Genomic DNA, 22,874 nt, shown 5'->3' with positions numbered 1-22,874 from the left:
CTGGCGGCTCAGGCCGCGGCGACCACCGCGAGCAGGGCCTCGCCGTAGGCCTCGAGCTTCTTGGCGCCGATGCCCGTGATGCCGTCGAGCTCGCCGAGACTCGCCGGCTTCGCGACGGCGACCGCCCGCAGGGTGGCGTCGCCGAACACGATGTAGGCGGGCACCCCCTGCTCGCGCGCCTCCCCCGCGCGCCACGCGCGGAGCTGCTCGAACAACTCGGCCTGGGCGGGCTCGAGATCGGCTGCCGCCGGAGCGGCCTTGGCGCCCCGCGAGCGCGGTGCGCGCTCGACCTCGGTGCGCAGCATCACGCTGCGTCGCCCCGAGAGCACCTCGCCGGCGGCGTCGGTGATGGTGAGCGTGCCGTACTCGCCGTGCGTGGCGAGGAGGCCCTGGGCGAGCAGCTGGCGCACGACGCCGCGCCACTGCTGATCGCTGAGGTCGGCGCCGAGCCCCCACGTCGAGAGCGAGTCGTGGCCGTACTGGCGCACCCGCGGCGTCTCTTTGCCCCGCAGGATGTCGATGAGGTGGCCGGCCCCGAACTTCTGGCGCCGCTCGCGCTGCAGGCGGACGATCGTCGACATGAGCTTCTGGGCGGGAACCGTGCCGTCCCATGAGGCGGGCGGCTCGAGACAGGTGTCGCAGTTGCCGCAGGGTTCGCTCGCCTCGCCGAAGTAGGCGAGCAGGTTCTGCCTGCGGCACTGCACGGTCTCGCAGAGCGCGAGCATCGCGTCGAGGTGCGCCGACAGTCGGCGTCGATGCGCGAGATCGCCCGGGCTGTCGTCGATCATGCGTCGCTGCTGCACGACGTCTTGCAGGCCGTAGGCGAGCCACGCCGTCGCGGGGGCGCCGTCGCGGCCCGCGCGCCCCGTCTCCTGGTAGTACCCCTCGACCGACTTCGGCAGGTCGACGTGGGCGACGAATCGCACATCGGGCTTGTCGATGCCCATGCCGAAGGCGATCGTCGCCACGACCACCACCCCGTCTTCGCGGAGGAAGCGGTCTTGCGTCGAGCGGCGCAGCTCGGGGTCGAGCCCGGCGTGGTACGGCAGCGCGTTGACGCCGTTCGCGGCGAGGAAGGCGGCGATCTTCTCGGTGGTCGCCCGGCTCAGCGCGTACACGATGCCCGGCACCGGCCGGCCCTCGGCGTCGACGCCCTCGCTGCGCACGAAGTCGAGCAACTGGCGGCGCACCTCGAGCTTCGGCGCGATGCGGTACTGGATGTTCGGCCGGTCGAAGCTCGAGACGAAGTGCTTCGCCCCGCCGAGCGAGAGCCGCTCGGTGATCTCGCGATGCGTCGCCTCGGTCGCGGTCGCCGTGAGGGCGATGCGCGGCACCTCGGGCCAGCGCTCGGCGAGTTCGGCGAGTGCGAGGTAGTCGGGGCGGAAGTCGTGACCCCACTGCGCCACGCAATGCGCCTCGTCGATCGCGAACAGCGACACGGTGCCGCGGGCGAGCAGATGCTTGGCGCCCTCGGTGTTCAGGCGTTCGGGGGCGATGTAGAGCAGGTCGAGCTCGCCGTCGAGGAAGGCGCGCTCGACGGCCGCACGCTCACCCGCCAGCTGGCTCGAGTTGAGGTAGGCGGCGCGAACGCCGTTGCGCACGAGCGCGTCGACCTGGTCGTGCATGAGGGCGATGAGCGGCGACACGACCACGCCGGTGCCCTCGCGGAGCAACGCGGGGATCTGGTAGCAGAGGCTCTTGCCGCCACCCGTCGGCATGAGCACGACCGCATCGCCGCCCGAGGCCACCTGCTCGATGATCTCGGCCTGCTCGCCGCGGAACGCGTCGTAGCCGAAGACGGTGTGCAGCGCCTCGTGGGCGCTCGCGAAGCGGGCGGGTGCGGCGGTCGCCGCACGCTGCAGGCCGGATGCCGCGGTGCGAGGCGGCTCCGCCGAGGAGCCCGACGTGGCGCGGTCGGTCGGGGTACCCCAATCGACCGGCCCGCCGACGTAGTCGTCGGGGGGAGGCGGGGCCGCCCAGTCGTGGTCGGGCGGCGGAGCGAGTTCGTCGAGGTTCCACGCGGCCTCTTCGGCCCGATCGGGTTCGGCGTTCCAGCTCACCCGTCGAGTCTACTGAGCACCGCCGACCCGGCCCGGAGACGCCGGTGGGGCGAGCGGACTCGATCCGCTCGCCCCACCGTGGAGGAGTACTCGGGCTCAGCCGATGTTCAGCGTGAACGAGCTCGCCGTACCCGTCGAGGGCACCGCGATGTCGAAGCGCTGCACGCCGCTGAGGCCCGCCGGCACCGTGAAGGTCACGGTCGCCTTGCCGATCTCGTCGACCGTCGGCGTGTACGCCCGGTTCACCGCGGCCGTCGTGAGCTGCGTTCCGCCGAACGAGACGACGACGGTGCCCGCGGCCGGCTCGGTGCGGCTGAAGTCGAGCGACGACAGCTGCACGGTGACCGATTCGCCCGGCGCGTAGGTGCCGTCGCCGTCGACATGGACGCCGACCGCGCGCTGAGCGGTGTCGGGCGTGATGGTGTGCTCGGGCGCGGCCTCGAAGTAGTCGACCATCGACTCGAGGTCGATCTTGCCCGAGTCGGCCTTGTTCGCGCCCGCGCCGAGGGTGAAGAAGTTGTCTCCACCTGCAGCGAGGAACGAGTTCGCACCGACCAGGTAGACCGTATCGGGGAGGATCGCCTCGCCGTTCAAGCGCATCTCGGTGATGTGCGAGCCGGCCGGAGCCGACGGATCGTAGGTGTAGGTGAACTCCTTGTTGACGCCGAGCTTCAGGAACGGACGCGACGAGCCCGTCGGCTGCCACTGCTCCTCGAGGACCTGCTTGATCTGCGCACCGGTGAGGTCGAGCGTCACGAGCGTGTTCGCGAAGGGCTGCACGTTGGCGGCCTGGCGGTAGGTGACCGGACCCGATGCCAGGTCGGCGCGAAGACCGCCCGGGTTCATGAAGGCGATGTCGACCTCACGGCTGCCGTCCTCGTTCAGCGACCACAGCTGCGCGTCGGCGACCAGGTTGCCGAGCGTCGACTCACCGCCACGGTTCTCGGGGAACGACGATGCACCCGCCGGGTCGGAGGCGACCGCACGGCCGAAGGCACCGTCGGCCTTGCCGAGCTCGACGCTGCCGAGCTCGTTCGCGACCTCGACCGCGTCGTCGACGATGGGCTTCACCGCGGGGTCGTCGGGGAAGAGCGCCGTCGTGCCGTCCATGAGGCTGAAGATCTCGTTCTTCATGGTGAACGACTTCGTCTTGCGGTCGTACTGGATGTCCATCTTGCTGTACCGCTCGCCGTACTGGCCGCTCGAGATGACGGGCATCGGGGCGTGATCGAACAGCGCCGAGTCGGCAGTGGTGACCACGTGGTTGTACGCGAGGTGGGTGTGACCCGAGACGATCGCATCGACGTTCGCGTCGACGCCGAGCACGATATTGCCGAAGCGCGATTCCGCGTCGACCGCCGACGACTTGGCGGTCGTCGCCGCGCCCTCGTGCACGAGCGCCACGATGATGTCGGCCTCGCCGTTCCCTCGCTTGCCGTCGCTCAGCTGGTCGGCGACTCGGTTGATCGCCTCCGTCGGGTCCTCCACCGTGATGTCGGCGATGCCCGCCGGGCTCACGAGCGACGTCAGCTCATCGGTGACCGCACCGACGAAGCCGATCGTCACCCCATCGAAGGTCTCGGTGTAGTACTCGGGCAGTGCCGCGTCTCCGGTCTCCTTGTCTCGGATGTTGGCGCCGAGGTACTCCCAGTCGGCCATCGGCATCACTCGGTCGGTGAGGTCGGCGAAGCCCTGGTCGAACTCGTGGTTGCCGACCGAGCTCACGTCCAGACCGGCGGCGTTGAGGGCCTCGATGGTCGGCTCGTCCTGCTGGATGAACGACGTGAAGGTCGACGCCCCGATCATGTCGCCCGCTGCGGCGAACACCGTGTTCGGGTTGCCCGCGCGGATCTGCTTCACGGCACTGGAGAGCGCCGCGATGCCGCCCGCCGGGGCCGACTGCTCGATGCGGCCGTGGAAGTCGTTGACCGTGACGAGGTCGATGTCGACTTTGCCGGGCACGCTCTCGGAACCGACACCGACGAGGATCGGGTCGTGGTCGCTCGAACGGAACGGCGTGGCCTCTGCGACCGTCTCGGCAGCGGGACCCCAGTACTCGCGGCCCGCCCACTCGGGCGAGTTGATCGACCAGACCGCGGTCTTCGTGACGCGGCTGGTCGCCGCGGGCGACGCGATGACGTGGTCGAGCGAGCCGAGCTCGCCGTCGAAGGTGTAGGTGTACTGGCCGCGCGCCTTGCTGAAGACGAGGTCGCTCCAGCCCGCGTCGGTGAAGACCTTGATCGGGTCCTCCTTGGCATACGAGTTGAAGTCGCCGACGAGGTAGATCGCGTTCTTGCGGCCTTCGGAGAGCTCGTTCGCGAAGTCCAGCAGCGACTCGGCCTGCGCCGTGCGCTCGTCGTTGAAGGCGTCCTGGCCGGGCTGCGGCGACGGGTCGGTGCCGCTCTTCGACTTGAAGTGGTTCGCGATCACGGTCACGAACTGCTTGCCGTGCTTGAAGGTCTGGGCGATCGGCTCGCGCGCGATGTCCCACACGGTCTCGTCGATGATCGTCTGCGCCTCGCCGCTCGGCTTCACCGAGGCGGGCTTGTAGATGATCGCGTTCGTGATGACGTCGGTGATCGCGGGGTCGTGCAGCGATTCGGGCGTCTTCACGTACTTCCACGTACCGGCGCCCGCCGCGGCGTTGAGGCCCGCGACGAGGTCGGCGAGCGCCTCGTCGGGCTTCTCGCCGAGCGCGACCGAGTTCTCGATCTCCTGCAGGGCGACGACGTCGGCATCGAGTCCGTTGATCGCCTTCACGATCTTCGCCTTCTGCACCGCGAACTCCTCGGCGGTGTCGGCACCGCGCGCCTCGGGGTTCTCGGACGTGAGCGTCGTGAAGTAGTTCAGCACGTTGAACGCGGCGACCGTGATGTCACCGCCGACGGCGGGAGCCGCAGTCGGCCGCAGGTTGGTGGGCGTGAACGTCGGCTTCGCCGAAGCCGGGCTCGCGTCGTTGATCGGCTGCGTCGGCTGCAGGCGCCACTCGTTGAAGCCCCATCCCAGCACGTACCCGCCGGTCGGGAACTTCACGACGTCGCCGTTGCGCACGACGGTGCCCTTCGTGAAGTACGGCTGGTCGCCGGGGTGCGCCGGGTTGTCGGTGCCGTTCGAGTTGCGCACGGCGATGCTGTAGCCGTCGTCGAGCAGGATGCGGCTCGCCTTGTTGGCCGCGGCGATCGCGTTGGCGCCCGCCGATGCCGGCGCCTGCGTCTCGGTCGACTTGACCGGCAGGGCAGCACCGGCGTTCAGCCAGAGCTCGCCGAAGCGGTTGAGGTTGTGGCTCGAGACGACCTTGTAGGTGCCGCTCGGTGCGACGAGCATGCCCTCGAAGGCCTCACGAGCCGTGTTGCCGACCGCCGTCGCGGGCAGCTGGGTCACCGCGGGCACGCCGACGCCGGCCTGCACGAGTTCGACGTTCTCCGCCTTCTCGGGCTTGACCTGCGTCTGGCCGTTGAACTCCTCGACGACGCCGGTGACCCGCACCTTGTCGCCGATCGCGACGGCCGGGTTCTCGCCGTGGAGGTAGACGAACACGCCATCGGAGGCGTTGGGCGTGGTGTCGGGGCCGGGCGTCTGGATGTAGATGCCGTCGTAGCCGCCCACGCGGTGGTCGGCGGTCACGACGCCCTCGGTGACGACCGCCTGGCCGGCGAGCGGGCTCGATGCCGCTGCCGTGCCCTGGATCTGCGCGATGGTCCTCGCGACGGGCAGGACCGGTCCGCCGGGGCTGCCCGAGTTCTGCGGCGTCGGCGTCGACGCGAAGCCGAAGTCCTTCGAGTTGTCGTCGGTGTCCTTGAAGCCGGAGCGCACGATGCTGCCGGGCACGTCGTTGGCGCCCGGGTACGCGGCGGCCGCGGTCTCGAAGTTCACCGAGGTGCCGTAGCCCACGTAGTCGGCGACCTGCGCGTTGCCCACGATCGAGCCGGTGCCCGGGTTGATCGCACCCGGCACCTTGGCGAGGAAGAGCGAGCCGTTCGTGCCGCTCGGCGCGATCGAGAAGCTCGCGTCGGCGGTGGGCAGGGCGGCCCCGGTTCCGCCGTTGCTGTTGAGGCCGATGAGGTAGTAGCCGCCCGACTTGATCGTGCCGCTCAACGCACCGACGCCGCTCGAGGCGCCGGTGCTCGTGGCCGAGCGGTACTGGATCGACCAGCCCGCGAGGGAGACGTCGGCGTTGGTCGGGTTGTAGAGCTCGACGAACTTGTTCTGGAACGGCTGGTTCGCGCTGCCTCCGCGCGCGTAGACCTCGTTGATCACGACGCCCGAGCCGTCGACCGCGGCGACCGCGGGCGCGGCGCCGAGGAACCCGGCGACGAGCGTGCCCGCAGCGGCGAGGGCCACCGCGGACAGGCAGTTTCTGGTGAGACGTTGCATGACTCTCCTCATCGAACGACCACACCCCACCTCGGATTCGACGCTGAAGCGAGCGCGCCGGCGGCGGGACGATTGCTCCGTAGCATATGACCGCCCTGAGCCGCTGCCAAGGGATTCGCACCACCCGCTCGCCCTGATTTCACGCGGAGTTCACACCGCTTGCTCAGATGAGCAGTTGGGTCGTCGGGATCCGCACGGATGAGCGGTCCCTGTCCTCCGACGGCGCCCGATACGCTGAACAGCACCATGCTCACCGCCGTCCTCTCGCTCACCGGAGCGCTCGTGTTCGGGGCGGCGGACTTCCTCGGCGGGCTCGCCGCGAAACGGGTCGGCGCCGTGCTCGCCACCGCGGTCGCCGCCGTCGCCGGCTTCGTGGGCCTCGCCGTCGTGACGCCGCTGTCGGGCGGCGAGTGGACCGCCGCCGACCTCTGGTGGGGCGCCGCGGCAGGAGTCGTCGGCGCCGCCGCGATCGGACTCCTCTACGCCTGTCTCGCCATCGGCCCCATGTCGATCCTCTCGCCGCTCACCGCGGTCGTCTCGGCGATCGTGCCGATGCTCTGGGGCCTCGCGACGGGGGCCCGGCTCGGCCCGCTCGCGCCCTGGGCGCTCGGCCTGGCGCTCGTCGCGGTCGTGCTCGTCGGCTTCGTGCCCGAACGCGGCGCCGTCCGGCCGAGCCTCACCGGCATCGTCATGGGCGTCGGGTCGGGCACCGCGATCGGCGCGTTCTACATCCTCATCGACCGGACCTCGGACGAGAGCGGCCTCGCGCCCCTCGCGGTCAACTCCGCGGTCACCGCGGTCGTCATGTTCGCCGTGGTCGGCGGGCTCGCGCTCCGCGCCCGCGCGAAGCGGTCGAGGATGCCGCGCGCCGACGAGTCGCCGGACGCCGCCCCCGCCGCTCGGGACCGGGCACGGGGCATCCGCCTCGCCGCCGTCGGCGGGCTCGTCAACGCGGCCGCGAACGCCCTGATCCTGTTCGGCATCCGCGCCGGCGAGCTGGCGATCGCCGCCGTGCTCGGCGCGATGTACCCGGCCGGCACGATCCTGCTCGCTGCGATCGTGCTGAAGGAGCGCATCGCGCCGGTGCAGTGGGCCGGCCTGGTGCTCGCCCTGGCCTCGGCGGCCATGCTCGCGGTCGCCTGACCGGTGTCGCGCCGGTTCGCCCGGGCGAACCGGCTCAGAGCCGGACGACCCCGGTCACCTTCACGACGGCGACGCCCTCCTCGGCCGAGGCCTCGAGGTCGACCTCGGCGCGGATGCGCCAGTCGTGGTCGCCGGCCGGGTCGTCGATCGTCTGCTCGACGCGCCAGATTCCGCTCGAGGCATCCGACTCGTCGATCGCGACCAGCCGCGGCGAGCGCGCCGCGGGTCCGGTGCCGATCTCGTCGTGCTCGTCGTAGTAGCGGTCGAGCGCGCCGGGCCAGTCGACCTCGGGGTCGAGCTCTGCGAGCTCCTCGTCGCGTTCGAGGGCGGCGAGCTGCACCCGTCGGAACAACTCGTTGCGCACGAGCACGGTGAAGGCGCGGCGATTCGTGACGACCGACGGCGGCGCGGGCGGCACGACGGCCTGCTCGTCCTCGGGGAGGTGCGCCGACGGATCGATGAGCTCGGCCCACTCGTCGACGAGGCTGGAGTCGACCTGGCGCACGAGCTCGCCGAGCCACTCGATGACGTCGAGCAGCTCCTCGTCCTTCGCGTCGTCGGGCACCGTCTGGCGCACGGCGCGGAACGCGTCGGAGAGGTAGCGCAGCACGAGGCCCTCGCTGCGCGCGAGCTGGTAGTACGAGACGTATTCCCCGAACGACATGCTGCGCTCGAACATGTCGCGCACGACCGACTTGGGCGAGAGCGCGAAGTCGCGCACCCACGGCTGGCTCGACGCGAAGGTCTCGAACGCCTGGTGCAGCAGCTCGTCGAGCGGCTTCGGCCAGGTGACCTCCTCGAGCGCCTCCATACGCTGCTCGTACTCGACGCCGTCCTGCTTCATGGCGGCGACGGCCTCGCCGCGGGCCTTGTACTGCTGCTGCGAGAGGATCGGCCGCGGGTCGTCGAGCGTCGACTCGATGACCGAGACGACGTCGAGCGCGTAGTGGCCCGTCGCGATGCCGGTTCCGGGCGCCGCGTCGGGGTCGAGGAGTTCGATCGCCGCGAGCGCGAAGGGCGAGAGCGGCTGGTTGAGCGCGAAGTTCGGCTGGAGGTCGACGGTGAGGTGCAGCTCGACGCCGAGCGGGTGCGCCTCGGTATCCGCGGCCGGTGCGATCACGACGACCTCGGCGTCGCGGAGGGTGCGCAGGATCTCGAGCGCCCGCCGGGCGAGCTCGAAGCGTCGCGCCCGCGACTCGTGGTTGTCGAACACGAGCGCACGGATGTCTCCGACGACGTCGCCGCCCCGCGCGATCACGTTGATGAGCATCGCCGCGGTGAGCTTCAGGTGCGGGGTGAGGGCCTCGGGCACGGCCACGATGAGCCGGTCGAACGAGACCTCGCTCCACGTCACGAAGCCGGCCGGCGCCTTCTTGCGCACGACCTTCTTGAGCTTCTTCGGGTCGTCGCCGGCCTTGCGTACGGCCGTCTCGTTCTCGATCTCGTGGTCGGGCGCGAGCACGATCACCGTGCCGGCGGTGTCGTAGCCGGCGCGGCCGGCCCGCCCGGCGATCTGGTGGAACTCGCGGGCGCTGAGCTGCCGCATCCGCTGACCGTCGAACTTCGACAGCGCGGTGATGAGCACCGAGCGGATCGGCACGTTGATGCCGACGCCGAGGGTATCGGTGCCGCAGATGACCCTGAGGAGCCCGCGCTGCGCGAGGGTCTCGACGAGCCGGCGGTAGCGGGGAAGCATCCCGGCGTGGTGCACGCCGATGCCCGCCCGCACGAGACGCGAGAGGGTCTTGCCGAACGCCGTCGTGAAGCGGAACCCGCCGATCGCCTCGGCGATCTCGTCGCGCTGCTCGCGCGTGACGACGCGGATCGAGGAGAGCGCCTGCGCGCGCTCCATCGCGGCCGCCTGCGAGAAGTGCACGATGTAGACCGGCGCCTGCCGGGTCTCGAGCAGCTCCTCGACGGTCTCCTGCACGGGGGTCTTCGCGTACGAGTAGTGCAGCGGCACCGGCCGCTCGACGCCCGTGACCTGGGCCGTCGGACGTCCGGTGCGACGGGAGAGGTCGTCGGCGATCGCGTCGACGTCGCCGAGCGTCGCAGACATCAGCACGAACTGCACGCGCGGCAGCGTGATGAGCGGCACCTGCCAGGCCCAGCCGCGGTCGGGGTCGCCGTAGAAGTGGAACTCGTCCATCACGACCTGGTCGACCTCGGCGTCGGCGCCGTGCCGCAGCGCGAGGTTCGCGAGGATCTCGGCCGTGCAGCAGATGATCGGCGCGTCGGAGTTCACCGAGCTGTCACCCGTGACCATGCCGACGTTCGCCGCCCCGAAGATCTCGACCAGCTGGAAGAACTTCTCGCTCACGAGCGCCTTGATCGGCGCCGTGTAGTACGAGCGACCGCCGCGCGCGACGCACGTCGCGTGCGCCGCGACGGCGACGAGCGACTTGCCGGTGCCGGTCGGCGTCGAGAGGATGACGTTCGCGCCCGAGACGATCTCGATGACCGCCTCGTCCTGCGCGGGGTAGAGCCCGAAGCCCCGATCGTCGGCCCACTCGACGAAGGCGTCGTACATCGCATCGGCGTCGTACGGGCGCGGGGCACGGTCGAGCAGGGGCTGGGTCACCCGTCGAGTCTGTCACGCGCACGGGCGCGCACCGGTCAGTCGCGCGGTGCGAAGCCCGGGGTCAGTCGTTCGAGCAGGCGCTCGCTCGCCGGGTCGAGCGCGCCCGTCTCGCCGTGCGCCCCGAGCGGGGTCGAGGATGCCTCGGCGCCCGAGATCTCCACCAGCGGGCCCGCGGCCGACGACCAGGCGATGCGGCCGCGCTCGAAGCGCGCCGACATCAGCCCTTCGTCGCCGACCTCGGTGTCGCCCACGGGCATGCCGAGCGCCCCGCGCTCCCACCCGAGGAGCGCCCAGATGTCGCGCACCATGCCCCGGACCACGCGAGCGCCGTGCTCGGGGCTCCAGTAGACCGAGCCGCCCTCGAAGTGGGCGTGCCCGCCGGGGCGGGGCGTGCCGTCGGGCCTCGCGACCGGCGCGGAATCGGTGATCGGGAAGCCCAGGATCGAGGTCTCGGCGCCGAGGGCCTCCCACCGGTCGGCGACGGGCCCGTGCACCTCGTGCGCGCCCGTGCGACTCGACCAGCACACCGCGCCACCGTCGAAGCGGCGCAGGTACTGCTGACCGTCGCCGAGCCGTTCGTGGGGGCCCCGCGGCTCGCCGAGCCAGTCGTGCTCGGCGCGCTTCGCACCGATCGCGGCGACCGCGATCAGGAAGAGATCGGCGGGCCGGTGCTCGCCGTCGCCCGCGACCCGCTCGGCCCGCACGGGCGCCGTCATCCATTCGGCCATGGCCGATCCTCTCGTTCGCTCGAGCATCGTGCGCGAACCGGGATCGTGCCCCGGTGGAACAGGGAAAGCCGGCCCGCACCTCGTGTTCGGGAACGAGGCGCTGGCCGGCCTGAGATCACCGAGGGTCCGTGCTGACAGTTCCCCCTGCGGTGCACGGGCGGCGATCGGTTCCCAAAGTACCGACGGGTGCACGCGCGAGAATCAGGGTTAACCCTGAACTTCGCCGTCGCGGGGTCGATCGGCGCGCAGGGTCGGCCGCCACACCCCGCCGGGGTCGCCGCCGGTGACGAGCTCGACCGCTGCCTCGACGAGCCGGAACGGCACGAGCACGGCCAGCTGCACGATGACGAGCGGCCCGAGTAGGGCGAGCGAGAAGGTGAGCGTCGCGACGAGCGGCGCGAGCCGCCCGCGCACGAGCGAGACCAGCCCGACGACGGGCCAGGCGACGAGCCAGATCGGATTCGAGAACGCCGCGATCACGGCCCCAACGAGCACGAGCGCCCCGATGCCCGACTGGACGAGCACGAGCCATCCCGGAACGCCGCCGAACTCCCGCTCGCGATCGGCCGACACCCACGCCCACATCAGGCTCGCGCGCACGCGAGGCACGCCCTGCTCGCGAAGCGCCGTGCGGAACACGCGGTCGTCTTCGCGCCGCTGCGCGAGCGCCGCCCGACGGTCGCCGAGCGCGGCCGCCTCGCGCGACCTCGCGTCGTGCAGCACCGCGGGCGCGGACTGCCGACCGTGGCTCGCGATGAGCCCCCAGAGCGGCGTCGGCACCGAGGCGAGGTCGGTCGGGGCGGCGGATGCCTCGCCGCGGGCGGGCACCCGGTAGCGACGGCCCGTCTCGGGGTCGAGGTACACGAGCGCCGCGGTCAGCTCGAAGCTCGGGGCATCCGCGGGTCGCTGCGCGAGGCCGAGCTCGGCGAGACGCTCGCCGTCGTCGGTGTGGAAGGGCATGCGACCTCCTCGGCTCGCGACCCATCATGCCGCGGGCGGCCGACGTCAGCCGAGCAGCAACGCCAGTGCGAGCAGAACCGGCAGGCAGCCGATCGTCGTGATGAACACGGTGTCGCGCGCGACGATCTCGGCGGTGTCGTAGCGCTGTGCGAAGTTGAAGACGTTCTGCGCCGTCGGCAGCGCCGCGAGCACGGTGACCGCGTACAGCGCGGTGTCGTCGAGCCCGAAGACGAAGCGGCCGAGCAGCCATGCGACCGCGGGCATCGCGACGAGCTTCAGCGTCGACGCCAGCAGCACCTCGCGCCGGCCGCTGCCCGCGGCGAGCATCCGCCGGCCGTTCAGCGAGAGCCCGAACGAGATGAGCATGAGGGGCACCGCGGCGTGGCCGAGCAGTTCGACCGGTTCGAGCACGATCGGCGGCAGCTCGATGCCCGCCACCGCGACCGCGACCCCGGCGAGCGAGCCGACGATGATCGGGTTGGTGAAGGTGCCGCGCACGATCTGCACGGCCGAGGTGCGCCCCTCGACCCTGGCGCCCAGGATCGCGAGGGCGACCGGGGCGAAGAGCAGCAGCTGCAGCAGCACGATCGGCGCCGAATAGGCCGCGTCGCCGAGCATGTACACCGCGATGGGGATGCCGAAGTTGTTGCCGTTCACGTATCCCGAGGCGAGCGAACCGACCACGGTGCGGGCGAGGTCGCGCCGCCAGACGAGCATCGCGACGAGCCCGAACACGAGCATCATCGCGACGGCGGCGAGCGCCGAGACCGGCAGCAGCACGGAGAACAGGGCCCGCACGTCGGCGGTCGCGAGCACCGAGAACAAGAGGAACGGCGCGAGCACGCTGAAGGTCAGCCGGGCGAGGATGGGCCGCGCCTCGGGCCCCACGACCCCGGTGCGCCCCGCCAGCCATCCCACGAACACGGCGAGCGCGATCACCGCGAACCCCGTGAACACCGATCCCATCGCCCCGAGCCTAACCCGCGCGCGACGGCGCGCCCGGCGGGCGGAGCGCTGGCCAGGCGTCATGACACCGACCTAGGCTCGGGGTGGCGGACGATCGAACGGGGTGGCGACGATGGCCGGAGCTGAGGGACGACGGGCACGACCGACGGGCGGCGAGCACGAGGCATCCGACCATGCGCCTCGCGACACCGTCCCGCTCGAACTCGTCGATCGCTGGTGGCGGGCCGCGAACTACCTGAGCGTCGGGCAGATCTACCTGATGCGCAACCCGCTGCTCGACGAACCGCTCGCGCGCGACGACATCAAGCCGCGCCTGCTCGGCCACTGGGGAACCTCGCCCGGGCTCAACCTCGTCTATGCGCACCTCAACCGGGCGATCGTCGAGCGCGGCACCCCGACGCTGTACGTGTGCGGCCCGGGCCACGGCGGACCGGCGATGGTCGCGAACACCTGGCTCGACGGCACCTACTCCGAGCTGTTCCCGCAGGTCACGACCGACCGCGAGGGCATGGCGCGGCTCTTCCGGCAGTTCTCGTTCCCGGGCGGCATCCCGTCGCACGCGGCGCCCGAGACGCCCGGTTCGATCAACGAGGGCGGCGAGCTCGGCTACGCGCTCATGCACGCCTACGGCGCGGCGCTCGACAACCCCGGCCTCGTCGTCGCGTGCGTCATCGGCGACGGCGAGGCCGAGACCGGGCCGCTTGCGGCGAGCTGGCGGGGCCATGCCTTCCTCGACCCCGAGACCGACGGCGCGGTGCTGCCGATCCTGCATCTCAACGGCTACAAGATCGCGAACCCGACGCTGCTCGACCGCATCCCCGAGTCCGAGCTCGTCGACTTCTTCCGGGGCCACGGCTACGAGCCGCTGCTCGTCACGGGCGGATTCGACGGCGAGGATCCGATGGCGGTGCACGCGCGCATGGCCGACGCGATCGACGTCGCGTACGACCGCATCGCCGCGATCCGGGCGGATGCCGCGGCCGGGGCCTTCGCGGCGCGCGCAGCCCGATGGCCCGCGATCGTGCTGCGCACCCCGAAGGGCTGGACCGGGCCGCGCGTCGTCGACGGCGTGCAGGTCGAGGGCACGTTCCACGCCCACCAGGTGCCGCTCGCGGGCGTGCGCGAGAACCCCGCGCACCTCGCGATGCTCGACGACTGGCTGCGGTCGTACCGAGCCGAGGAGCTGTTCGACGACGACGGCCGCCCGGTGGCCGAGCTCGACGCGCTGCGACCGTCGGGCGCGCTGCGGATGAGTGCGAGCCCCCACGCGAACGGCGGCATCGTGCGCCCGATCGAGCTGCCCCCGACCCGTCCGCACGCCCTCGACGTGCCGTCCGACGGGCGCGGGCTCAGCGGCGAGGCGACCCGGGTGTTCGGCGCCTGGCTCGCCGATGTCGTGCGCGAGAACCCCGACACGTTCCGGCTGTTCGGCCCCGACGAGGTGCTGTCGAACCGGCTCGGCGCCGTGTTCGAGGTCACCGACCGGGTGTGGGCCGAGGCCCTGCACCCGCTCGACGAGCACCTCGCCCGGCGCGGCCGGGTGATCGAAGCGCTCAGCGAGCACCTCATGCAGGGCCTGCTCGAGGGGTACCTGCTCACCGGTCGGCACGGGCTCATCACGAGCTACGAGGCGTTCATCCACATCGTCGACTCGATGTTCAACCAGCACGCGAAGTGGCTCGAGTCGGCCCGCGAGGTGCCGTGGCGTGCCGACGTCGCGAGCCTCAGCTACCTGCTCTCGTCGCACGTGTGGCGCCAGGACCACAACGGCTTCTCGCACCAGGACCCCGGCTTCCTGAACGTCGTCGTCAACAAGCAGGCGGAGATCGTGCGGGTGTACCTGCCGCCCGACGCGAACACCCTCCTGGCAACGATGCGGCACGTCTTCGGCACCCGCAATCGTGTCAACGTCGTCGTGGCCGGCAAGCAGCCGCAGCAGCAGTGGCTCTCGCCCGACGAGGCCGACGCGCACGTGGGCGCCGGGCTCGGGGTGTGGGCCTGGGCGGGCAACGAGCCGGGCTTCGACGCCGGCGACCCCGGGGCATCCCTGCCGGATGTCGTCATCGCCTGCGCGGGCGACGTGCCCACCGTCGAGGCGATCGCCGCGGCGCAGCTGCTGCGCCTGCAGCTGCCCGCGCTGCGGGTGCGCCTCGTCAACGTCGTCGACCTGATGCGCCTGCAGGACCGGTCGCGGCATCCGCACGGGCTGACCGACGAGGAGTTCGACGCCGTCTTCACCCGGACGCAGCCCGTGATCTTCGCGTTCCACGGCTATCCGTCGCTCATCCACCAGCTCGCCTACCGCCGCACGAACCATGCGAACCTGCACGTGCGCGGCTTCGCCGAGCGGGGCACGACCACGACGCCGTTCGACATGCTGCACCTCAACGACCTCGACCGGTACCGGCTGGCCCTCGACGTCGTGCACCGGGTGCCCGGGCTCGCGTCGCGCCCGCGCGTGGAAGAGCTCGTCGAGGAGTGGCAGGCGGCCCGAACGGCGGCGCGGGCGTACGCCTACGAGCACGGCGAGGACCCCGAGTGGATCACCGGCTGGCGGTTCGAGGTGCCACGCGGCGAGTGAGGGTCGCCGAGGGCCGGTCGGCGGTGCGGCAGGATGTCCCGCCTCGATGGCCGGATCCCGCCATCGGGTAAGGAATCCTTACTGCTACGTTCGACGAATGCCGACCGTCTCATCCGCCCGCTGGGCGCTCATGGCCCAGTTCGCCCTGTTCGGCCTCATCCAGGTCTCGTGGATGAGCCGGATGCCGTCGATCCGCGACGCCCTCGAGCTCACCTCGCTGCAGCTCGGCTCGCTGCTCATCATCGGCGGGCTCGGCTCGCTCGTCGGCGCGCTCACGGTCGGTGCGATCATCGCGCGCTTCGGCAGCCGCAACGTGCTCATCGCGGGCATCGTGGGCAACGTCGTCGGTTTCGGCCTGGATGCCACGGGGCTGCTCGGCTTCGGACTCGGGTTCTTCATCGCCGGGATGGCGATCAACGGCGTGTGCGGCGCACTCGTGAACGTGCCGATCAACATCAACGCGGCCGCCGTCGAGCAGCGCCTCGGAAAGGCCGTGCTGCCGCAGTTCCACGCGGCCTTCTCGATCGGGGCCGCGCTCGGCGCGCTCGTCGCGGCGGGCTTCGCGTTCGCCGGAGCGCACGTCGCGACGCAGATCCTGATCGTCACCGCCGTCGTGACCCTGCTGCGCGCCTTGCTCGTTGCGCCCTCGATGCGCCTCACCCCGCAGTCGCCGGTCACCACCGCGACCGGATCGGTCGACGCGGACTCGACCCGCGACCGCAACCGGAACGCCGTGCGGTCGGCGCTCGGCGCGTGGCTCGAACCGCGCACGCTGCTGCTCGGCGTGGTGCTGCTCGCGGCCTCGCTCGCCGAAGGGGCGGCCACCACCTGGATCTCGCTCGCGGTCGTCGACGGCTTCGCCGCCGCGGAGGCGACGGGCGCGATGGCGTACGGCACCTTCGTCGGGGCGATGACGGTGTTCCGATTCGTCGGCACCGGGCTCATCGACCGATTCGGCCGGGTCGCCGTGCTGCGCGTCTCGGGGTTCTCGTCGCTCGCGGGCCTGCTGCTCTTCGTCTTCGGCCCCGATCTCGCGGTGGCGTGGATCGGCCTGGTGCTCTGGGGGTGCGGCACCGCGCTCGGCAACCCGATCGCGATCTCCGCGGCCTCCGACGACCCCGACCGGGCCGGGCAGCGGGTCTCGGTCGTGACCAGCTTCTCGACGATCTCCTCGCTCGCCGCGCCGCCGCTGTTCGGACTGCTCGCCGACGAGGTCGGGGCGCGCTCGGCGCTGCTCGTGGTGGGCGCAGTGATCATCTTGAGCCTCGCCGTCGCCGGGCAGGCGCGCCGACGCCCGGCACCTGCAGCCGAGCCGGCCCCGGCCGCCGCCGTCGACGCCTGACGCGCACGCCGCCTCATCGGAGAACGCCGCCCGATCGGTCGCGGAACGCGGAACCCGTCCGAGACTGCGGTGATCCCCGAAGTTCTGGCGCGGCCGGGTCGCCGTGTCGCCGGGTCGCGCGATGATGGCGTGATGGCGACGACGAAGTTCGATCCGAAACGAGAGATCCCGAGCTACACCGCCGCGCACGGCGCCTTCGACCTCGTCGAAGTGCCGCCCTTGCGCTACGCGATGGTCGACGGCGAGGGCGACCCGAACACGGCGCCCGAGTACACCGCAGCGGTCGAGGCGCTCTACGCGGTCTCGTACGCGGCGAAGTTCCAGAGCAAGCGCGAGCTCGAGCGCGACTACGTCGTCGGCCCGCTCGAGGGGCTGTGGAGCGCAGCCGACCCGTCGGTCTTCGTGACCCGCGAGAAGTCGGCCTGGAGCTGGACGATGATGATCTGGCAGCCCGACTGGCTGACGCCCGGCATGCAGCAGGCCGCGCTCGCCAAGGCGCTCGCGAAGGCGCCCGCCGTCGCCCGGCTGCGGTTCGAGACCCTCACCGAGGGGCTCTGCGTGCAAACGCTGCACCGCGGCGCCTACGACGACGAGGGCCCGACGCTCGCCCGGCTGCACGACGAGTTCATGCCCGCTCAGGGCCTGCGCTTCAACGGGCGGCACCACGAGGTCTACTTCGGCGACCCGCGGCGCTCCGCGCCCGAGAAGCTCCGCACGATCCTGCGGCAGCCGGTCGCCCGCGCCTGACACGCGACGGCTCGGCCGCGCGCCACGGCCTCGGGGGTCTGCGCACGATCGGACGATTCTCGCGAAGCGCTCCGAGGTCGTGGTGATCTCCGAGACCGTGGCGGCGGCACGAGCCGGCTCAGGCCTCCTGCTCGGCGCCGAAGCGCTGCCGCGCCTCGACCGGGATGAGCGGGCGCTCGGCCCTGGCCGTGATCTGCTGCACCGCCCACGTGTTGCCGTCTGGGTCGGCGAAGCCGAAGAACGTGCCGCCGTCGCGCGGGTCGATCACCTGGATCGGGCTCGCATCGATGCCGCGTTCGACGAGTTCGGCGCGAGCCGCCTCGGCGTCGGCGACGACGAGTTGCAGGCCCTTGAGCGAGCCGGGCGCCATCTCCCGCTGCGAGGGCAGCGTGCCGATGACGATCGAGCAGCCCGACCCTCGCGGCGTGAGCTGCGCGACGTCCATGTGCTCGGTGACCGTGCGGTGGTCGAGCTCGAACCCGACGCGATCGCGGTAGAACTCGATCGACCGGTCGAGGTCGGCCACCGGCACGATGACCACTTCGAGCGTCCAGTCCATGTTCTGCTCCTCTCCGAGGGTCGGCACGTCAGGCGACGAGCGCATCGAGGCGCGCGTAGCCCTCGGTGAGTCCGGTCTCCATGCCGCTCGCGACCATGCCGTCGCGGCTCTGCACATCGGGGTAGACCGAGTGGATGCGGAGGCGGGTGCGGCCGCCGCCGAGATCTTCGAAGCGCAGCGTCTCGATCGCGACGACATCGGGGTAGCCCTCGAACTCGAAGGTCTGGATCGCGATCTCGTTCTCGCGCACCGAGTGGAAGGTGCCGTTGAAGGCCCACTTCGCGCCGTCGGTGTCGGTGTGCACGTAGCGGTAGCCGCCCTGCGGCACGAAGTCCCACCGCTCGACGGCCATCTCGTAGCCGTCGGGCCCGAGCCACTGCTTCACGAGCGCGGGGTCGCGGTGGGCCTCGAAGACGGCGGCGACGGGCGCGTCGAACTCGCGGTCGATGTCGATGAAGGGCAGCCCCTCGGGGGCGGTGATGCTGACGGGGTTCGTCATGATCGTTCTTCTTCCGTTCGGCGGCCGGCTTCGCCGACCGCGGGGTCGGACGCCTCGGACGAGGCCTCCGCGGTGGTGCTTTCGGCGAGCAGCGAGTCCAACGAGCGGAACTGCTGCTCGTGGATCAACCGGTATCGGTCGATCCACGCGGTGAGGGCTTCGAGGGCCGCCGGGTCGAGGTGCACGGGGCGTCGCTGGGCGTCGCGCGTTCGCGTGACGAGACCGGCGTGCTCGAGTACCTGGATGTGCTTGGAGACGGCCTGCTTGCTGATCTCGAACGGGTCGGCCAGTTCATTGACGGTCGCCGGGCCCCGACTGAGTCGGGCGATGATACGCCGGCGGACCGGATCGGCGAGGGCCATGAACGCGCGATCGAGCCGGTCGTCCGCACTCGGGTCCACGATCATCGCCCCTCCTCAATCAGTTCATTGATCAACCATTTGGTTGATTACAAGATACGACGATCCCGCGATGACGTCAAGGGTCTTCTGCTCGGACATCGTCGAGCACGAGGCATCCGTGGCGGGGACGGGGTCTTGCGGCGGGCCGCGCGTGCGGGAATCATCGGCACTGACCGCTCACCCAGCGAAGGGAACGCACCATGGCACGGCTCAACCCCTACATCAACCTCAAGGACGATGCGCGCGCGGCGCTCGAGTTCTACCACTCGGTATTCGGCGGCGAGCTCACCGTCAACACCTTCGCCGAGTTCGGGCAGGCCGACGACCCCGCCGACGCCGACAAGGTCATGCACGGTCAGCTCGAGGGCGACGGCGGCATCGTGCTCATGGTCGCCGACACGCCCAGCCACATGCCGCCCGTACCCGAGACGAGCAACATCTCGGTCTCGCTCTCGGGCGGCTACGAGGACGACGCGACGCTGCGCGGCTACTGGGAGAAGCTGCTGGCCTCGGGCTCCGAGATCGTGCCGCTCGAGGTCGCCCCCTGGGGCGACGCCTTCGGCATGTGCACCGACGGCTACGGCGTGACCTGGCTCGTGAACATCGGCGGCCCGGCGCAGGGCTGATCGCCGCGCCACGACCGTGAAGCGCGCCCGGGCCTCCCGCCCGGGCGGGGTGCCGTGGCGGGTCAGCCGGCGACGGGCACCGCGGCGTGCAGCGCGTCGACGACCGGGGCGAGCTCGGGCTGCCCGGCCGCCTCGGCGAGCACGCGCTCGAGGGTCTCGTCATGGATCGGGCGCGCCTGCTCGTAGAGCGCCAGCCCGGCCGCCGTGAGCTCGGTGTAGATGCCGCGCCGGTCGTCGGCGCAGAGGATGCGGGTGAGCAGCGCCCGGTCTTCGAGTCGATTGACGAGCCGGGTCGTCGCGCTCGGACTGAGCGCCGTCGCGCGGGCGAGCTGCTGCATGCGCATGTGCCAGCCGTCTTGGCGGTTCAGCGCATCGAGCACGGTGTACTCGACGACCGAGAGGTCGACGGATGCCCCGAGTGCGCGTTCGAGCTCGGATTCGATGAGCCCGTGCAGGGCCGCGAGCGTGCGCCATCCCTGCGCGCGCACCTCGACGGCGTCGTCGGCGATGCCCATGCTGCCTCCTTCGAAAGATAGTTGCTTGCGCTTTGTATTTGCGTGTGCAAGTATTAACGTCGCTTGCGCAATAGAACGCGTCTGCAACTAATTGTCTCTACTGTATCAGGAGTACCGCGCATGCCACTCGGCCTCATCGCACTCGCCATCGGCGGCTTCGGCATCGGCCTCACCGAATTCGTCATCATGGGGCTGCTGCCCGAGGTGGCCGCCGACTTCGGCGTGAGCGAGGCCGCCGCAGGCTGGTTCATCTCGGGCTACGCCCTCGCCGTGGTCGTCGGCGCGCTCGGCCTCACCGCCGCGACGACCCGCCTCCCCCGCAAACCCGTGCTCATGGGCCTCCTCGTGCTCTTCATCGCCGGCAACGCCGTCTCGGCGATGGCCCCGAGCTACGAACTCATGATGAGCGGTCGCATCATCGCCGCGCTCTGCCACGGCGCCTTCTTCGGAATCGGCTCCGTCGTGGCCGCCGGACTCGTCGCCCCCGAGAAGGCGGCCGGCGCGATCGCGATCATGTTCACCGGCCTCACCGCCGCGAACGTGCTCGGTGTGCCGTTCGGCACCTTCATCGGCCAGCAGTACGGCTGGCGCGCGACCTTCTGGGCGATCTCGGTGATCGGCGTCATCGCCCTCGTCGGCATCGCGACCCTCGTGCCGAGACTCGACCGCACGGGCGCCGCAGGCGCCGCAGCGGCCCCGAGCCTGCGCCGCGAGCTCTCCGCGTTCCGCTCGGGCCAGGTCTGGCTCTCGCTCGCCGTCACCGTGCTCGGCTTCGGCGGCATGTTCGGTGCGTTCACCTACATCGCCTACACGCTGACCGAGGTCAGCGGCTTCGACACCGCAACCGTGCCGTGGCTGCTCGTGCTCTTCGGCGCCGGGCTCGTGGCCGGCAACTGGGCCGGCGGCCGGCTCGCCGACCGCTCGATCGACGGCACCCTGCTCGCCTTCATCGGCGCCCTCGTCGTCGTGCTCGCCCTGTTCGCCTGGCTCGCATTCAGCCCGGTCGCGACGATCGTGCTGCTCGTGCTCATGGGCGCGTTCGGCTTCGGCACCGTGCCGGGCCTGCAGAGCCGGGTCATGCGCTACGCCGCCGAGGCGCCGACCCTCGCCTCCGGCGCGAACATCGCGGCGTTCAACCTCGGCAACGCGCTCGGAGCCTGGGCGGGCGGCCTCACCATCGCCGCCGGTCTGGGCTTCACCTCGCCCATCTGGGTCGGTGCCGCGATCACGGTCGCCGCGCTCGTCGTGATGGCGATCGCCGCCGCGACGGCTCGCCGGACCGCACCGCTCGCCGCCGAGCAGCCGGATGCCACGGCACCGGCGGCACCCCCGACCGCGCCCGCACCGGCCGCGGCCCACTGACCCCGTCCGCCCTGCTCACCACTGAAAGCGATCACATGAACCCCACCGTCCCCGACGTCACCCTCAACAACGGCGTGCAGATGCCGCAGCTCGGCTTCGGCGTCTTCCAGGTTCCCGACCCCGAGACGACCGCAGCGGTCGCCGCAGCACTCGACGCCGGATATCGGAGCATCGACACCGCCGCGATCTACGGCAACGAGGCGGGCGTCGGCCGCGCGCTCGCCGAATCGGGCATCGACCGCGAGCAGCTGTTCGTCACGACGAAGGTCTGGAACTCCGATCAGGGCTTCGACTCGACGCTCCGCGCGTTCGACACGAGCCTCGGCAAGCTCGGGCTCGACCGTCTCGACCTGTACCTGATCCACTGGCCGACGCCCGAGCGCGAGCTCTTCGTCGACACCTGGCGAGCACTCGGACGTCTGCTCGACGAGGGCCGCGTGCGCGCCGTCGGCGTCTCGAACTTCGAGCCGGCCCACCTCGAACGGCTGATCGCCGAGACCGGCCTCGTGCCTGCGGTGAACCAGGTCGAACTGCACCCCGCCCTGCAGAACCGCGCGACCGTCGCGGCGAACCATCGCCACGGCATCGTCACCGAGGCGTGGAGCCCGCTCGCGCAGGGCGCCGTGCTCGGCGAGGCATCCGTCACCTCGATCGCCGCGCGACACGACGCGACCCCGGCGCAGGTCGTGCTGCGCTGGCACCTGCAGCAGGGGCGCGTCGTGATCCCGAAGTCGGTGACGCCCTCGCGGATCGCCGAGAACTTCGACGTCTTCGGATTCGAGCTCTCCGCAGACGAGCTGGCGGCGATCGACGCGCTCGAGCGCGACGGCCGCACCGGCCCGCACCCGGTCGAGTTCAACGCGGCCTGATCCGGGTCCATCGACGACGAATGCCGCACGGGCACCCGAGTGGGCCCGCGCGGCATTCGTGTTCGACGACTCAGTCGAAGAGCTCGGAGAGCCAGCTCTCCTTCTTCTTCTTGCGGCCGTACCCCTGGTCGCCGTACCCGCGGTTGTCGTAGCCGCGGTTGTCGTACCCGCGGTTGTCGTAGGGCTGCTGGTACGCCTGCTGGCCGTAGGCCGGCTGCTGGGGCGGCACCGGTGCAGACGGAGCCTGGGGCGCGGCGGGCGCGGAGGGGGCGCCGCCGAACTCGCGGCCGGCCCGCTCGACGATCTTGTCGAGTTCGCCGCGGTCGAGCCAGACCCCTCGGCACGTCGGGCAGTAGTCGATCTCGATGCCGCTGCGCTCGCTCATCACGAGCACGGTTCCGTCACTGGGGCATTGCATGGGGCTCCTCCTTCGGGGCCGACCGCGGGCCGGGGTCGATCTGCTCCGATCGTAGGCACCGAAGCTTTGAAGACGCTCAGCGGCGGGTGCGCTTCAACGACGGATGCCCCGGCGCATCTCCCGGGAACGGGAGGGCGCCGAGG

18 protein-coding genes are annotated in these 22,874 nt (G+C 71.2%); 7 read left to right on the top strand and 11 right to left on the bottom strand.

Annotation, left to right across the window (positions count from 1 at the left end; all coding sequences use genetic code 11):
• Nucleotides 1-8: 8 nt before the first annotated feature.
• On the bottom strand, nt 9-2,060 hold the full coding sequence (gene recQ / locus GQQ93_RS04160) for a DNA helicase RecQ (protein ID WP_157422978.1): 2,052 nt from the start codon (nt 2,058-2,060) through the stop codon (nt 9-11).
• Between the two features lie 96 nt (nt 2,061-2,156).
• Entirely contained in the window at nt 2,157-6,434 is a 4,278-nt protein-coding gene (locus GQQ93_RS04155) for an ExeM/NucH family extracellular endonuclease (protein WP_170296118.1), read from the bottom strand.
• 246 nt (nt 6,435-6,680) lie between these two features.
• Here GQQ93_RS04155 and GQQ93_RS04150 point away from each other — a divergent pair, with 246 nt between their 5' ends.
• A complete protein-coding gene (locus GQQ93_RS04150) occupies nt 6,681-7,577 on the top strand; it encodes an EamA family transporter (protein ID WP_157422976.1) in 897 nt (298 codons plus the stop codon).
• Between the two features lie 34 nt (nt 7,578-7,611).
• On the opposite strand, the gene GQQ93_RS04145 is transcribed toward GQQ93_RS04150, so the two are convergent.
• The 4 genes from GQQ93_RS04145 to GQQ93_RS04130 form a co-directional block, all read right to left on the bottom strand.
• The gene (locus tag GQQ93_RS04145; RefSeq protein ID WP_376862950.1) at nt 7,612-10,158 is read right to left on the bottom strand and encodes a DEAD/DEAH box helicase; all 2,547 of its coding nucleotides are present in this window, start codon (nt 10,156-10,158) and stop codon (nt 7,612-7,614) included.
• A gap of 35 nt (nt 10,159-10,193) precedes the next feature.
• Complete coding sequence (locus GQQ93_RS04140; protein ID WP_170296117.1) at nt 10,194-10,886, bottom strand: LGFP repeat-containing protein; 693 nt, start codon at nt 10,884-10,886, stop codon at nt 10,194-10,196.
• A 207-nt stretch (nt 10,887-11,093) separates the two neighbouring features.
• On the bottom strand, nt 11,094-11,846 hold the full coding sequence (locus GQQ93_RS04135; RefSeq protein WP_157422974.1) for a DUF1353 domain-containing protein: 753 nt from the start codon (nt 11,844-11,846) through the stop codon (nt 11,094-11,096).
• A 45-nt stretch (nt 11,847-11,891) separates the two neighbouring features.
• On the bottom strand, nt 11,892-12,812 hold the full coding sequence (locus GQQ93_RS04130) for an AEC family transporter (protein ID WP_157422973.1): 921 nt from the start codon (nt 12,810-12,812) through the stop codon (nt 11,892-11,894).
• Between the two features lie 112 nt (nt 12,813-12,924).
• On the opposite strand from GQQ93_RS04130, the gene GQQ93_RS04125 reads away from it, so the two are divergent.
• From GQQ93_RS04125 to GQQ93_RS04115, 3 genes are all read left to right on the top strand, one after another.
• Nucleotides 12,925-15,393 (top strand): phosphoketolase family protein, encoded by a 2,469-nt coding sequence (locus GQQ93_RS04125; protein WP_157422972.1) that lies wholly within the window; start codon nt 12,925-12,927, stop codon nt 15,391-15,393.
• A 97-nt stretch (nt 15,394-15,490) separates the two neighbouring features.
• Entirely contained in the window at nt 15,491-16,735 is a 1,245-nt protein-coding gene (locus GQQ93_RS04120; RefSeq protein ID WP_170296116.1) for an MFS transporter, read from the top strand.
• Nucleotides 16,736-16,867: 132 nt separating this feature from the next.
• Entirely contained in the window at nt 16,868-17,482 is a 615-nt protein-coding gene (locus GQQ93_RS04115) for a GyrI-like domain-containing protein (RefSeq protein WP_157422970.1), read from the top strand.
• Between the two features lie 118 nt (nt 17,483-17,600).
• Here the strand turns inward: GQQ93_RS04115 and GQQ93_RS04110 are convergent, their stop codons facing one another.
• Genes GQQ93_RS04110 through GQQ93_RS04100 form a run of 3 tightly spaced genes read right to left on the bottom strand, consistent with a single transcriptional unit; the run spans nt 17,601 to nt 18,947 of the window.
• Nucleotides 17,601-18,041 (bottom strand): VOC family protein, encoded by a 441-nt coding sequence (locus tag GQQ93_RS04110; RefSeq protein WP_157422969.1) that lies wholly within the window; start codon nt 18,039-18,041, stop codon nt 17,601-17,603.
• Nucleotides 18,042-18,069: 28 nt separating this feature from the next.
• Nucleotides 18,070-18,540 carry an SRPBCC family protein gene (locus GQQ93_RS04105; RefSeq protein ID WP_157422968.1) on the bottom strand — a complete coding sequence of 157 codons (471 nt, stop codon included), beginning with the start codon at nt 18,538-18,540 and terminating at the stop codon, nt 18,070-18,072.
• On the bottom strand, nt 18,537-18,947 hold the full coding sequence (locus GQQ93_RS04100) for an ArsR/SmtB family transcription factor (RefSeq protein WP_157422967.1): 411 nt from the start codon (nt 18,945-18,947) through the stop codon (nt 18,537-18,539). Before GQQ93_RS04100 ends, GQQ93_RS04105 begins: the two co-directional genes overlap by 4 nt.
• 194 nt (nt 18,948-19,141) lie before the next feature.
• On the opposite strand from GQQ93_RS04100, the gene GQQ93_RS04095 reads away from it, so the two are divergent.
• Nucleotides 19,142-19,567, top strand: a complete 426-nt coding sequence (locus GQQ93_RS04095) for a VOC family protein (protein WP_157422966.1) — start codon at nt 19,142-19,144, stop codon at nt 19,565-19,567.
• A 62-nt stretch (nt 19,568-19,629) separates the two neighbouring features.
• Here the strand turns inward: GQQ93_RS04095 and GQQ93_RS04090 are convergent, their stop codons facing one another.
• Nucleotides 19,630-20,082, bottom strand: a complete 453-nt coding sequence (locus tag GQQ93_RS04090) for a MarR family winged helix-turn-helix transcriptional regulator (RefSeq protein WP_157422965.1) — start codon at nt 20,080-20,082, stop codon at nt 19,630-19,632.
• Between the two features lie 120 nt (nt 20,083-20,202).
• Here GQQ93_RS04090 and GQQ93_RS04085 point away from each other — a divergent pair, with 120 nt between their 5' ends.
• The gene (locus tag GQQ93_RS04085; protein WP_157422964.1) at nt 20,203-21,444 is read left to right on the top strand and encodes an MFS transporter; all 1,242 of its coding nucleotides are present in this window, start codon (nt 20,203-20,205) and stop codon (nt 21,442-21,444) included.
• A 35-nt stretch (nt 21,445-21,479) separates the two neighbouring features.
• Nucleotides 21,480-22,313, top strand: coding sequence for an aldo/keto reductase (locus tag GQQ93_RS04080; protein WP_157422963.1), 834 nt, complete (start codon nt 21,480-21,482; stop codon nt 22,311-22,313).
• A gap of 70 nt (nt 22,314-22,383) precedes the next feature.
• Here GQQ93_RS04080 and GQQ93_RS04075 read toward each other — a convergent pair whose 3' ends face one another.
• Entirely contained in the window at nt 22,384-22,731 is a 348-nt protein-coding gene (locus GQQ93_RS04075; RefSeq protein ID WP_157422962.1) for a TFIIB-type zinc ribbon-containing protein, read from the bottom strand.
• Between the last annotated feature and the right edge of the window lie 143 nt (nt 22,732-22,874).

Origin of the sequence: Agromyces lapidis, assembly GCF_009749405.1 — a bacterium.
Lineage (GTDB): Bacteria > Actinomycetota > Actinomycetes > Actinomycetales > Microbacteriaceae > Agromyces > Agromyces lapidis.
This window is presented reverse-complemented; position numbering and strand designations above follow the sequence as displayed.